General features: G+C 43.1%; 16 protein-coding genes, 1 tRNA gene and 1 pseudogene. All 18 read left to right on the forward strand.

The features are described from left to right. Nucleotides 1–358, forward strand: a pseudogene (locus tag B2Y23_RS10135) (hypothetical protein); the annotation flags it as partial. Then, the gene (locus B2Y23_RS10140; protein WP_004645338.1) at nucleotides 351–863 is read left to right on the forward strand and encodes a RusA family crossover junction endodeoxyribonuclease; all 513 of its coding nucleotides are present in this window, start codon (nucleotides 351–353) and stop codon (nucleotides 861–863) included. The pseudogene B2Y23_RS10135 and the gene B2Y23_RS10140, both read left to right, overlap by 8 nt. An 11-nt stretch (nucleotides 864–874) precedes the next feature. After that, the gene (locus B2Y23_RS10145; RefSeq protein ID WP_291370627.1) at nucleotides 875–1081 is read left to right on the forward strand and encodes a hypothetical protein; all 207 of its coding nucleotides are present in this window, start codon (nucleotides 875–877) and stop codon (nucleotides 1079–1081) included. A 12-nt stretch (nucleotides 1082–1093) separates the two neighbouring features. Beyond that, complete coding sequence (locus B2Y23_RS10150; protein WP_004645337.1) at nucleotides 1094–1627, forward strand: hypothetical protein; 534 nt, start codon at nucleotides 1094–1096, stop codon at nucleotides 1625–1627. Nucleotides 1628–2126: 499 nt separating this feature from the next. Then, nucleotides 2127–2200: transfer RNA gene (locus B2Y23_RS10155), tRNA-Trp, on the forward strand. Between the two features lie 325 nt (nucleotides 2201–2525). Beyond that, nucleotides 2526–2747, forward strand: a complete 222-nt coding sequence (locus tag B2Y23_RS10160) for a hypothetical protein (RefSeq protein WP_291370629.1) — start codon at nucleotides 2526–2528, stop codon at nucleotides 2745–2747. Beyond that, complete coding sequence (locus B2Y23_RS10165; RefSeq protein WP_291370631.1) at nucleotides 2689–2964, forward strand: hypothetical protein; 276 nt, start codon at nucleotides 2689–2691, stop codon at nucleotides 2962–2964. Before B2Y23_RS10160 ends, B2Y23_RS10165 begins: the two co-directional genes overlap by 59 nt. A 10-nt stretch (nucleotides 2965–2974) precedes the next feature. After that, nucleotides 2975–3463 (forward strand): recombination protein NinB, encoded by a 489-nt coding sequence (locus B2Y23_RS10170; RefSeq protein WP_291370633.1) that lies wholly within the window; start codon nucleotides 2975–2977, stop codon nucleotides 3461–3463. 43 nt (nucleotides 3464–3506) lie between these two features. Continuing rightward, on the forward strand, nucleotides 3507–4058 hold the full coding sequence (locus B2Y23_RS10175) for a hypothetical protein (RefSeq protein ID WP_291370635.1): 552 nt from the start codon (nucleotides 3507–3509) through the stop codon (nucleotides 4056–4058). 68 nt (nucleotides 4059–4126) lie between these two features. Then, nucleotides 4127–4660 carry a terminase small subunit gene (locus B2Y23_RS10180; RefSeq protein ID WP_291370637.1) on the forward strand — a complete coding sequence of 178 codons (534 nt, stop codon included), beginning with the start codon at nucleotides 4127–4129 and terminating at the stop codon, nucleotides 4658–4660. A 15-nt stretch (nucleotides 4661–4675) separates the two neighbouring features. Continuing rightward, a complete protein-coding gene (locus B2Y23_RS10185; RefSeq protein WP_291370639.1) occupies nucleotides 4676–6166 on the forward strand; it encodes a terminase in 1491 nt (496 codons plus the stop codon). After that, a complete protein-coding gene (locus B2Y23_RS10190; RefSeq protein WP_291370641.1) occupies nucleotides 6167–7612 on the forward strand; it encodes a DUF4055 domain-containing protein in 1446 nt (481 codons plus the stop codon). It begins immediately after the preceding gene. Continuing rightward, the gene (locus tag B2Y23_RS10195; protein WP_291370643.1) at nucleotides 7578–8699 is read left to right on the forward strand and encodes a minor capsid protein; all 1122 of its coding nucleotides are present in this window, start codon (nucleotides 7578–7580) and stop codon (nucleotides 8697–8699) included. The genes B2Y23_RS10190 and B2Y23_RS10195 overlap by 35 nt, the downstream gene beginning before the upstream one ends. 78 nt (nucleotides 8700–8777) lie before the next feature. Then, complete coding sequence (locus tag B2Y23_RS10200) at nucleotides 8778–9494, forward strand: hypothetical protein (RefSeq protein ID WP_291370644.1); 717 nt, start codon at nucleotides 8778–8780, stop codon at nucleotides 9492–9494. Nucleotides 9495–9507: 13 nt separating this feature from the next. Continuing rightward, nucleotides 9508–10512 (forward strand): major capsid protein, encoded by a 1005-nt coding sequence (locus B2Y23_RS10205; protein ID WP_291370646.1) that lies wholly within the window; start codon nucleotides 9508–9510, stop codon nucleotides 10510–10512. Between the two features lie 10 nt (nucleotides 10513–10522). Beyond that, on the forward strand, nucleotides 10523–10828 hold the full coding sequence (locus B2Y23_RS10210) for a HeH/LEM domain-containing protein (protein WP_291370648.1): 306 nt from the start codon (nucleotides 10523–10525) through the stop codon (nucleotides 10826–10828). A gap of 2 nt (nucleotides 10829–10830) precedes the next feature. Then, a complete protein-coding gene (locus B2Y23_RS10215) occupies nucleotides 10831–11208 on the forward strand; it encodes a DnaT-like ssDNA-binding protein (protein ID WP_291370650.1) in 378 nt (125 codons plus the stop codon). Then, nucleotides 11208–11585, forward strand: a complete 378-nt coding sequence (locus B2Y23_RS10220; RefSeq protein WP_409515222.1) for a glutamate 5-kinase — start codon at nucleotides 11208–11210, stop codon at nucleotides 11583–11585. The genes B2Y23_RS10215 and B2Y23_RS10220 overlap by 1 nt, the downstream gene beginning before the upstream one ends. Nucleotides 11586–12025 lie beyond the last annotated feature (440 nt).

Below are 12025 nucleotides of genomic sequence, written 5' to 3' on the forward strand. Positions count from 1 at the left end.
TAAGGATGGTGATGTTTATCGAGTGTTGCCGGTTCAGATGGCATATCAGGCTTGGGAATGCAGAAAAGCCCAGCTCAACAACATGGAGGCTTGTTATATCGGGGTGAAGAAAGAACGAGATGAACTTGAAGCAGCTAAGCGTGATTATGTTTGTGATTGCGGGTATTTAGATTCACTAGACTACGAGGAATGTGATTGTAGGAAGCATTCAGAAGATTTGGCGAATGAGGTAATTGCTGAAATCGTTAAAAAGGCAAATTTCGCAGGTTTAGAAGAATTGCTCGATGAATTGAAGTGCCGGGCAATAAAGCATGGTGTTTTATTAAATAAGCAAGCCCTGCGAGGTGCCAATGACTAATCTCCGTATCACTGCAGCACAGGCACGAAAAGCCGGTATTGGCCCTCGATTTGGCGTAACAGCCAAGTCGGGGAAAAAGAAATCCAATCCAGATCCAATGCCAAAGGTTCCGGCTCATCTGGTCGAAGGGAAGGGATTTGGTGTCATGAATGATGAATTGCTCTGGTGTGAGGTTTTAATCACACCTCCTTCAGTAAATCACTATTGGATTCGCGGGGCCAACAAGACCAATCGATTAAGCAAGCGTGCAATCCACTTTATTGACGTTATGAAGCGTTTTATCGAGCCGGCAGGGTATCAGGGCAGAGTTCGCGTAAAGATCGAATACGCGCCACCTGATGCGAAAATACGCGACATCGATAACATCGTAAAACCATGCTTTGACGCTTTGTCGAAAGGTGGATTGATTCTGGATGATTCCCAGGTGGATGAATTGCTTGTGAAGCGGTTGCCATCGGAAAAAGGCGGAAAGCTGATTATTCAAGTTGAAAAGTTAAGAGTTTGAGGGGAATAGGGATGAATGGATTTCTTAAGTGGTTATTTATTCGGAAAGGCTCAAAAGTGGTAACGGTTGACGATGACCCTATCACCGATATTCAAAATGTTGCCCTAGTCGCACATGGTCGAATTTACACAAAAGAATGGAATTACAAAGTTGCTTATTCATATGACGATGTGAGATTGGCAACACGCAAAGAAATTAAGCAAGGCTTTAAAGATTAAGAGGGAATAGGGATGAATGCGATGGTAGCTGAAAAGATGACAAACATTGAATGGTTGGGGCAGCAGTTAAGAGCCAAAACAGCGAATTATGAACCAAGCCAAGGCGGTGGGAGCTTGGAACCAATTACATGGGAAGACCGCTGCGGTGCTATTGCTTCAATTGATGACCAGGCGACAAAAGCATATTGTGAAATCTTGGTATGGGGTGACTATCGAGATAACACAATGGCCTACAATATTTTGCATCATTATTTAGCTGCTAGTCTCTATGAGGCTTTAGCAAAGGATGTGCAACGCATTCGATTTGATCTTAAGTCCTTTGCACTCAAGGTGGCAAAGATGGCGTTATTCTTAAGTCTTCGAGATATGGGTAATTTTAAAGCTGAAGACAAATTGCGTTTTTTTGGCATCACGGAAATGAAGATGCGTACCTACCGAGAGCACTATGCTTATCTGGAAAATATGGTGGAAATTATGCTTTCAGATATGCGCGATGAGATAGATTTTTATGCTGATATTTATCGGAAAAATTTAAGAAAAGCTTAATTGACAAATAAGCCCCATATAAGATAGTATTTTTATAGACTGGTCGTTCTATACAAAAGTGACCAAGTGTTAAAAAGCTCATCGAAAGGTGGGCTTTTTTGTTGCCTAGTATTTTTGATACTCAAATGAATTTGACTCTAAAAATAATCTGAAAAGGAGAATCAAAATGCCAGTATATGCATAAGAGGTCTTGCGCCACCTTAAGAGCGATTTGGATTTGTGACGTTGTGCATTAATTTGCTCAGCTATAAGCACAAACGGTGGGATGCTGAAACCAGCCGTATAAGTTGGTTTGAATCCAATGTGATTTCGTCACACATTGAGTTAGCCTCAGAGCCTTAAGTTGTGGTGACTCCCGACCAATGAAGATGAAAGACACAAAGCGTATCAATAGCTAACTTTGAGAAGTTTATTGTGTTGAGTAGCGGTAGATCAGTTGCCGAGCTGGTCAGTATCGTAATCTAAGGCAAGGGTGTGGCAATTTACCATGCCCTTTTACGGGTCAATGATGTAACGGTAGCATAACGGTCTCCAAAACCGTTTGTTTAGGTTCGAATCCTAATTGACTTGCCAGATATAAAAAGACATTTACCCTGCTGAGGGAAACAAGATGCTAAAACTTTTAATGTGTTTATTTGGCCTACATGGTGCGACTGAAATTGATTACACGATTGATGATGAAGAAATCAAGGTGTGTCGGGATTGTTTGAAAGAAGTTAAATAAACCCTCGTCACTTCGGTGGCATTTGCCGGACGTATTACGGCACATGAAACCCTGCCCAGATAACTAACTTGGCGGGGTTTTCTTTTCTTATTGGTGGTGACTGTGAATGAAGGCTGCAATATCTGAAGGTTGTGATTTGAATTATCCGGAAATACCGGAAGGTTGGGATGGGTTATGGACATAGTAGAAGCAAAACGGAATTTAGAAGTGCTCGAAAGAAACCGCAGTCGATTAATGAATTACAACCATCTGTATTCAAGCTATGCATTTAAAGAAATGTGCGGTGCTGAACTTCGTAAGGTAAATAAGCAGATCCACGGCATAGAAGAACAATTAAATGCGCAACCACAAAAGACTCGAAGCAATCAGAAAGCTGCCATGCATCCGGTGCGGTAATCCATATAGCCAGGCTGCTCATTCAAATAGTGCTAAGCATGGTAAGGGTAGAGGAATCAAAAGTTCTGACCTATTTGTAATTCCCCTTTGTTTTAAATGCCATGCTGCATTCGACCGTTTTGAATTGGGCACCCGGGCCGAGAGTGAAGCAATGTTTGATCAGTGGTTGATGAGAGTGAATCGGATGTTGGTGATGGAAGATAGAGAAGTTTTCTAGGAGATGGGAAATGCAAAAAGCCGTATTTCCTATCCAGAGTCATGCCGACATCACCGAAGCCATTAACTACATGCACACCCATTACACTCAAGCGATTAATGAGGGTAAGCCGTTGGTGGTGAGGATCAATCAAACACCAGATGAACGGTCAGCAGCGCAGAATAGGCTTTACTGGAAATGGATTGGTGAGATTAGAAGAAAGACTGGTCAGGATGAAGATTCACTCCATTACGAGTTCAAGAAGAAGTTTCTGATTTATATCTATCGTCGAGATGACCAGCAGTTTGGTGAAATGTGTCATGCCATTGCTAAGGTAAAGCAAACCGAACCAGATGAGTATAAGGCTATCGGTGAACAGGTCATCAGGCTTTGCAGTACAACCAAGGCGACAGTGAAGCAAATGACCGAGTATTTGAATTATGTGCATGACTTTGCTGTGACTCAGCTGCATGTGTATTTAACTGTGCCGGATGATTTGAAGTGGTGTTATGTAGGTTAATCTGATATAGGTATCCTGCAAAATAACAACATAGTGGGGAGCTATGAAATTCAAGGTTTTATTGGCAGGATTATTACTTTCTTTTCAGGTACAAGCTGCCTCTGAATTGGTTGAAAAAAATCAAGCATTAGCAGTTGTGAAGAACTATGCAAATGCGATTGCGTGTGGAACTTCATTTGAAAGAGATGAGGATGGAAAAATTCAAACAAGCACCAAAGATGTTTACATTATTGAAAACGGTGTAAAAGATGACCTCCATAATGAATTTTATGTTCTTTGGTCAGGCGATCAGCACTGTGCAGGTGGTACGGGTACTCATTATGCGCAACTCACAAAAGTTAACAAATGGACTAAAAATGGACCGTATGTGGTAACAGGTGAGTATCCGTTCGGTGAAGATGTGGATAAACATATTAACTACCGCTTCATCAGTGAATTTAAGCAGCTTGGTGCAAACTTATTTAAAATTACATCTGGGAAGTTTGCAGAGGATGATTCAAATGCAGGGCCTTCATTGCAAGATTCTATTTTGGTAGAAAATCAAAAAGGGATAGGTTGGAAAGTTATTAGCTCTCATGTATCCGAAATAAATTAACTACTGAATTGAAAATAAACCTCCTCCGGGAGGTTTTTTAATACCTGTAATTTGGAGAATGAATATTTATGGCAGGCCTGACAGATAAACAACAAAGGTTTGTCGATGAGTATTTGATAGACCTGAATGCAACACAAGCAGCGATTCGAGCAGGTTATAGCGAAAAGACAGCAGCAGCCATTGGTGCAGAAAACCTTATAAAACCTAATATCCAAAATGCCATTCAAGAAGCCCAAGCCAAGCGACAAGAGCAAACCCAAATTGATGCTGCCTATGTCTTAAGACGTCTGGTCGAAATTGATCAGATGGATGTCCTGGACATCATGGATGATAAGTATTGCCTTAAACCTATTGGTGAGTGGCCCAAGATTTGGCGCCAGTACATTTCCAATATTGAGAATATGGAAGAGTTTGAGGGCTTTGGTGAAGACCGCACCCAAATTGGTTGGCTTAAAAAGATCAAATGGCCGGATAAAACAAAGAACCTTGAATTGCTTGGTAAGCATGTCTCTGTAGGCGCATTTAAAGACAAGGTGGAACATTCAGGGAAACTTGAGATTCAATCACTATCTGACCTGATGGATGAGCTAAGTAACGACTGAAAATAAGGGGGGCATATGCTTAAACCTGAGCATAGAGCAAAACTTATTGATCAGCATTGGCGACTAAATAATCTCTACCACATCACCGATAAGAACGGTAAACAAGTTAAGTTCAAGATGACACTTGAGCAGCTTGAGTACTTTGAGAATGAGTGGTCGAGAAACATCATCTTAAAAGCGCGTCAGCTCGGCTTTACGACTGAGATGTGTATTATCCAGTTGGATGCTGCACTATTCATGTCTGATAAGTGCGCCTTGATTGCACATACGCTACATGATGCTAAACGCCTGTTTCGGGAAAAGGTCAAATACGCTTATGAGAAGTTGCCACATCCATTACGTGCAGCCAATCCACTAAGCATTGAAACCAAAGAGGAGCTTGTATTCTCTAAAGGTGGGTCGGTTACAGTCAGTACATCATTCCGTGGTGGAACGCTAAAGCGATTACATATTTCCGAGTTCGGTAAGATCTGCGCCAAATACCCAGATAAAGCCCGTGAGATTGTCACTGGTGCTTTTGAAGCGGTTGGCTTGGGTGGAAAGATTACCCTTGAGTCTACAGCCGAAGGTAAGTCAGGTTATTTCTATGACTACTGCCAGACTGCTGAGAAGCTACAACTACAAGGCAGAACACTTGGCATCCTGGACTGGAAGTTCTTTTTCTTCTCATGGTGGAAGAATCATGATTATGCCCTGCCGGTTACAGCTGAGATTCCGCAGCGCCTAAAAGATTACTTTGCTGAGCTAAAAGCCAAATACAACATCCATATCACACCAGAGCAGCAGCAATGGTATTGGCAGAAAGAGAAAACGCTTGGTGAAGATATTAAGCGTGAATATCCATCTATTCCGTCTGAGGCATTTGCTCAGTCAGTAGAAGGTGCCTACTACAAGAAGCAATTCAAATTCTTGTACGAGAATGGTCGCATTGGTGAGTTGCCTGACAACTCGCATTTGGATGTGATGACCTTTTGGGATTTGGGTGTGTCAGATTCTATGGTGATCTGGTTCATTCGCAAGATCGGTGAAGACCGCTATCAAGTGATTGATTACTACGAGAACTCAGGTGAAGGCATGCGTCATTACTTCAAGGTCTTGAAGGATCGCGGCTATACCTATTCAGCACATTACGCTCCACACGACATTCAAAACCGCTCATTGATGAACGATGGTAAATCTCGTCTTGATATTGCCAAAGAAGGTTATGAGATTGACGGGATGAGATACTCTGTTCGTTTCCAGGTGGTTCCTAATATCGGAATCATGGATGGTATTGAATTGGCCCGTGAAATCCTGCCTCGATGTGAATTTGACGAAACCAAGTGTGAGGAAGGTATTTCCCATCTGGAAAACTATCGCAAAGAGTGGGATGACAAGAAAGGCTGCTGGAAGGATAAGCCTTTGCATGACCACACTTCGCATGGTGCCGATGGATTTAGATATTTTGCTGTGGCGATGACGAAGAAAATCAAACCTAAAACTATTTCATTAAGCACGGTGTACTAAATGGCAGTCAATTCAAAACATCCTAAATATACTGAATTTGAAGGCCGATGGAAGGTCGTTCACGATCTATGTGATGGTGCAAATGCAGTAAAAAAGGCAGGTGCTTTATATCTGCCTGAAATCAATGTAAGCAAAGACAAGCGTGAGAATGATTTACGCAATCAGGCTTATCGTGATCGTGCTGTGCTGTATGAAATCACCAAAGACACTAAGCAGGAATTAATCGGGATTGCCTTCTCTGAAGATCCGAACTTTGATCCTGATGGTATGGACTTCCTGAAATACAATGCTGATGGTACTGGTAAGTCTTACTATCACTTAATGCAGAGTGCTTTGGGTGGTTTGCTTGATGCTGGCCGTGGCGGTTTGTTTGTGGATTATCCGCAGACAGATGGTGCGACTTCGGTTGCTGAGGTAGAGCGTTTAGGTATTCTGCCGACGGTGGTCCATTACAAAACTTTAAGCATTATCAATTGGGGTGTGCGAAAAGTTGGTGCTCACTTCAAAACAGCTTTGGTGGTACTTGCTGAGAAGGATTCTATTGTCGATCCGAATGATGAGTTCAGCTTAAAAGAGATTCAGCTCTATCGGGTATTGCGACTGGATCAGAACGGTGAATATTGTGTTCAGATTTATTCTGATCGCACTGGCACCTTGCAAGCGGATAGCGAACCGTATTATCCAACTGATGCAAATGGTTCGAAGTGGAATGAGATTCCATTTATCCCGCTTGGATCGGTAGCCAATGATTGGGAAGTCGACAACATCCCGCTTGAGTCACTGGCATTGATGAATATTGCGCACTATCACAACTCGGCTGAGTATGAGAACAGTGTGTTCCTCTGTGGCCAGATTCAACCAGTGATGACTGGCCTTGATACCGAATGGCGCGATTGGTTGCAAGAGAACGGGGTAATGCTAGGCTCTACAACCCCTCTGATGCTTCCAACAGGTGCGACATTCACCTTTGCTCAGGCAGAGGAACAGATGATTGCCAAAGAAGCAATGGAAGCCAAAGAGAAGCACATGAAGGCTTTAGGTGCAAAACTACTTGAGGAAAATCAGGTGGTGAAAACTGCGACTGAATCCAATAATGAATCGATGGCGAAATACTCTGTCTTGTCCTTGTGTGTAGCTAACTTAAATGAAGCCTCTGAAATTGTCTTGCGCTGGTGTGCTAGATACTTTGGATCTGGTGATAAAGCCAAGTTCACAATCAAACAAGACTTCGCTAAAGGCAAGCTTTCACTTGATGCATTGAAGTTCTATAACGAGCTTGTACAGCAAGGCAAATTGAGCCGTCAAACCTTCCATACAATCCGCACGACTGGCAAAGTTCCCGAGATTGATTATGTGGAAGAAGAAAAACGGATCGAAGCTGAAACGGCCAGTGCTTTACCAGGTATGAACTATGAACGACCAAATAGCACAACGAGCAATACTTAATGCTTTAAGTCAGCATTCAGCCTATAGCTATCGAGCATCAACCCAAGCTGTAAACGAGGTTTTAAGCCGGTTTTACGGCCTGTCTAATAAGATGGTGTCAGAGCTAAGAGACTTGCTTGAAAACCTGTCTGAGGCTGAAAAAATTGCATTGGCGAGTGGTCAATACACTACTGAGCAATTGAAAGAGATTCGAGCCTTACTGAATGACAGATTTAAAGAGATTTCAGCTGAGGTTCCGGAAACCTTTCACCAGTCAGCAGTCAGCATGGCAGTGTATGAAGCATCGTACGTCAGTCAGTTAATGACAGGGGTAGCAGCTTCAGTTAGTGGTGAGCAGCTTTATAAAAAAGCGAAGTCCACCCCATTGGCAGGCGGCCAGATCATTAATGAAATGTTTGGCTTTGTATTGGATAAAGCTCGAAAGCAGGTTGAATATGCCATTCGCGATGGTATCAATCAGGGTCAGACAAATCAGGAAATCATTACCCGCATTCGTGGCAAGCGAACCAAGATAGGCAATCAATATGCTTATGTTGGCGGTATCTGGGATGCGACCAAGGTAGAGATTGAGCGAACTGTCAGGACTGCACGAAGTCATGTGGCGAATGTTGCTTATGATGATACTTGGAAAGCTCTAGGTTTTACTCATGTGAAATTCGTCAGCACACTTGATGGAAGAACATCCAAGCAATGTTCTGTATTGGATCAGTCGGTGTATGAGATTGATAAGCCATACCCAAAGCCGCCTTTGCATTATAACTGCCGCAGTATTCTCGTGGGGGTTGATGCTGATGGAAAGCTATCAGGCAAGCGTCCGTTTGTAATGGATGAGCGCAAAGTGAAGGACATCCCCAAAGACCAGCGTAAAGACTTGATTGGTCAGCTCGATGCGAATACATCATTCAAGAAGTTCTTTGATCAGACTGATGAGTTTTTCCAGAAAGAGTGGCTCGGTCCATCGCGTTACAAGCTCTACAAAGAAGGCAATTACAGCATTGACAAGTTTGTTGATCCGCAAGGTGCCATGTACACGCTGGACGAGTTGAAGTTGTTGGATAAGCAAACATTCGATGACTTAGGACTTTAAAACCAATTTTAACCTAGACCCAAACGGGTCTTTTTTTATGCCCGCAGTTTGTGACTGCACAATCGCTCGGAGAGCAAAATGCTGAAGTATGAATTAGAAAATCTCGATGGTGTCGAGGAATCTGTCAAATCACTCTATGAAGAAAAAGACGGTAAATACGTCCTGAAAATCGAAGGTATTCCGCAGCCACAAAATGATGATGGCTTGCGTAAAAAGGTTGATGAACTGCTTGCTGAAAAGAAAGCCGAACAGCAAAAGCGCAAAGAAGCGGAAGAACAGGCCCGAAAAGAAGCGGAAGAAAATGCCCGTAAGAACGGCAATATTGAAGCTTTGGAAAAGTCATGGGGTGAGAAATTCACAGCACGCGAAACCGAGCTGTTAAACGAAAAACAGGCGCTTGAAGCACAGGTCTATAAACTAACAGTAGGAAGTAAGGCAACTGAACTGGCAGCGAAACTTGCTGTACCGGGTAGTGATTCCGTTTTACTTCCACATATTAGTAATCGTCTACAGGTTGAAACTGTAGATGGTGAAATCAAAATCCGTGTTCTTGATTTGCAGGGCAAGCCAAGTGCATTGAGCATTGAAGATTTAGAAAAAGAATTTCGTGCGAATGAGGCATTCAAGCCTTTGATTCGTGCGTCAAACGCATCAGGAAGTGGGGCTTCTGGTGGTCAAGGTGGCGGTGCTACTAAAAAACCAAGCGAAATGACAACTCAAGAACGTGTCGAGTGGAAGCAGCGAGATCCAGTTGGATTTAAAGCGGCCCTTGATGCTGGTGAATTTAATACTTAGGAATAAATAGCATATGGCTACTACTCAAGTTAAAGATATCTGGGATGCGGATATCGCAGCATCCTACAAAACCTTAGATGCATTGGAAAAAACTGCGATTGCGGATTCTGGTGTGTTGGCAACTACTGAAGAAATGCAAGAACTGCTTAATGCTCGTAAGCCGAAGATTGCACTTCCATACTGGAATGATCTGGATGCATCAATTGAGCCAAACTACTCAACTGATAACCCGGCTGATATTGCAATCCCATTAGCTGTGACTACTGGTGATATGCAGGCTTATGTTGCGAACGTCAACGAAGGCTGGTCATCTGCTTCACTGGTTAAAGAATTAACCAATAAAGACCCGTTAAATGAATTGGTCCGTGGTCGTATTAACCCATACTGGCGCAAACAGGCGCAGCGCCGACTCATTGCTTCCTTGATCGGTGTTTACCGTGAAAACGTGGCGAATGGTGCGAGCGACATGATCATCACTGATACAGCCAGTGGCCTGAACTCTGATGTGATTATTGATGCTGAAGCGAGTATGGGCGATAACCTGGACAAGCTCGGCATTATTATCATGCACAGCAAAAAGTATGCTGATCTGCAGAAGCAAAACCAAATTGAGTTCATCGTGGACTCTGAAGCAAAAACCCGTTTTGCTGTATACCAAAATAAGCGTGTTGTTGTGGATGATGGTATGCCAAACCTTGGCACAGCCCTCGCTCCACAATACCTGACCATGGTCGCTGGTGCTGGCGCAATCGGCTATGCATATGGTCAGCCATATAATGCTGAAACCGTGGCATATGTCGATGATCAAGCAAACGGTGGTGGTATTGAAACCTTATGGTCTCGTCGTAAATTCATCATCCACCCACTTGGCTACTCTTTCACTGCTGAAACCATCACAGGTAACGGCACTGAAGCGAAAGCATTTGCACCTTCTTGGGCTGACTTGGCTTTAGCTGCAAACTGGGAACGTGTTGTGGATCGTAAAGCAGTTCCAATCTCATTCATTGTGACCAAATAAGGAGTAAGCAATGGGAATCGGTAAAGGTGAAAATAAAAACACTTGGGATGACTTCCTGAAATCTCAGCAGGGTGGCCAATCAAAGAAAAATGGTGCCACATCAGGTCGAGCATCTGGATCGGGCGCTTCAGCAGGTGGCGCTAAAGAAGCGGAAAAAAATGGCGGTGGCGCTGAAGGTGCTGGTGACGGCACCCAACCAACTGACTTCAATGCTCTAACGGTTGAAAAACTCAAAGAGCAGCTTGCAGCAAAAGGAATTGAAATTCCTGCTGATGCGAAAAAGGCTGATTTAGTCGCTCTATTAGAACAGGAATAACTATGAATTACGTCACTATCGATTCAGTCACTCAAAGCCTTGGCCCAGATTGGGCTGGATCGGGTGACGCTAATCTCGCAGTTACTCAGGCGAATGCTTGGCTTCGTGCCAAGCCTTTGCGTCAATTTGAAGTAATCCCAGAAGATGTATTACTTGCAGGGGCTTATGCTGCACAGATGGCCGCTAAAGGTGAACTCTACGTGACGCAGACTGATGGCGTGGTGAAATCCAAGCGCGTCAAAGCAGACACGGTAGAAGTTCAAAAGGAATACGTAGCAGGCATGGAGCAGGGTAAAAGCTCGACAATGTTATTCATTGAAGACTTGCTCGCACCGTACCTTTCTAAAGGCTTTGCAATTAATACATTTGTGGTGAAGTGATGGGCATTAAAGATGATATTCAGGCCGAAGTGGCTGCGGCATTTAGTGCTGATCTGACCGATGCAGTCGATTCATTCACCTGTGAAAAACTGATTTACTCGGGTGAGTTTGATTTTGAAACACAGACCTATCCTATTGTTGGCGATGAGTCATATTCGGGGCGGGGTGTTTTATTTGGCTCGTATTTAAAGGATATGGTCAAGCCGACTGATTACCAGGTGACAGACTCTAAGGCTATCGTGCTGCAGAATGAGGTCACAGGCATTCCACAGATTGATGATGTTTGGACTACCAGTAAGGGCCGGTTCAAGGTGGTGAATATTAGCCAAGACCCAACAGGTAGTATTTGGACTTGCCAGTTGAGAAGAGTTGGGTAGATTGTTGACTTGTGACGTAAATATGTTAGAACTAATTTTGATATAAATATGAGAAGAAATAACAATGTTCATGAAATATATTATGCCGCACAACAAGTCGGAAATTTTTATCAATAAAGATAAAATTAGACTTATAGAAAATCTTTCAACAGCAAACAACCTGCAAAGAAAAATACTGCAACTGAATATTGTGTTTTCAAATGACCATGTATTAACGCTAAATTTTGAAACGCAAGATGAGCTTGATACATTCCTACAAAAGCTCACATCACAAATAAATTAAACCCACTTCGGTGGGTTTTTTAATGGATGGAATTTATGGCCTGGAAAAACAAACCGAGTAATTTTTCGCTCGATATGCTTAAAACCGCAGACGACCACCTTAAAAATATCGTAGGCGAAACACTTCAGCAAGTCGTTACACGCTCACCTGTCATGGA

The organism is Acinetobacter sp. UBA5934 (assembly GCF_002430855.1).
Classification (GTDB): Bacteria; Pseudomonadota; Gammaproteobacteria; order Pseudomonadales; family Moraxellaceae; genus Acinetobacter.

Coding starts and splice junctions, on each gene's coding strand:
- B2Y23_RS10165 (WP_291370631.1), top strand. CDS start 2,689: ATGCGCAACCACAAAAGACTCGAAGCAATCAGAAAGCTGCCATGCATC.
- B2Y23_RS10195 (WP_291370643.1), top strand. CDS start 7,578: ATGAACGACCAAATAGCACAACGAGCAATACTTAATGCTTTAAGTCAG.
- B2Y23_RS10200 (WP_291370644.1), top strand. CDS start 8,778: ATGCTGAAGTATGAATTAGAAAATCTCGATGGTGTCGAGGAATCTGTC.
- B2Y23_RS10140 (WP_004645338.1), top strand. CDS start 351: ATGACTAATCTCCGTATCACTGCAGCACAGGCACGAAAAGCCGGTATT.
- B2Y23_RS10210 (WP_291370648.1), top strand. CDS start 10,523: ATGGGAATCGGTAAAGGTGAAAATAAAAACACTTGGGATGACTTCCTG.
- B2Y23_RS10185 (WP_291370639.1), top strand. CDS start 4,676: ATGCTTAAACCTGAGCATAGAGCAAAACTTATTGATCAGCATTGGCGA.
- B2Y23_RS10175 (WP_291370635.1), top strand. CDS start 3,507: ATGAAATTCAAGGTTTTATTGGCAGGATTATTACTTTCTTTTCAGGTA.
- B2Y23_RS10220 (WP_409515222.1), top strand. CDS start 11,208: ATGGGCATTAAAGATGATATTCAGGCCGAAGTGGCTGCGGCATTTAGT.
- B2Y23_RS10150 (WP_004645337.1), top strand. CDS start 1,094: ATGAATGCGATGGTAGCTGAAAAGATGACAAACATTGAATGGTTGGGG.
- B2Y23_RS10145 (WP_291370627.1), top strand. CDS start 875: ATGAATGGATTTCTTAAGTGGTTATTTATTCGGAAAGGCTCAAAAGTG.
- B2Y23_RS10180 (WP_291370637.1), top strand. CDS start 4,127: ATGGCAGGCCTGACAGATAAACAACAAAGGTTTGTCGATGAGTATTTG.
- B2Y23_RS10215 (WP_291370650.1), top strand. CDS start 10,831: ATGAATTACGTCACTATCGATTCAGTCACTCAAAGCCTTGGCCCAGAT.
- B2Y23_RS10170 (WP_291370633.1), top strand. CDS start 2,975: ATGCAAAAAGCCGTATTTCCTATCCAGAGTCATGCCGACATCACCGAA.
- B2Y23_RS10190 (WP_291370641.1), top strand. CDS start 6,167: ATGGCAGTCAATTCAAAACATCCTAAATATACTGAATTTGAAGGCCGA.
- B2Y23_RS10205 (WP_291370646.1), top strand. CDS start 9,508: ATGGCTACTACTCAAGTTAAAGATATCTGGGATGCGGATATCGCAGCA.
- B2Y23_RS10160 (WP_291370629.1), top strand. CDS start 2,526: ATGGACATAGTAGAAGCAAAACGGAATTTAGAAGTGCTCGAAAGAAAC.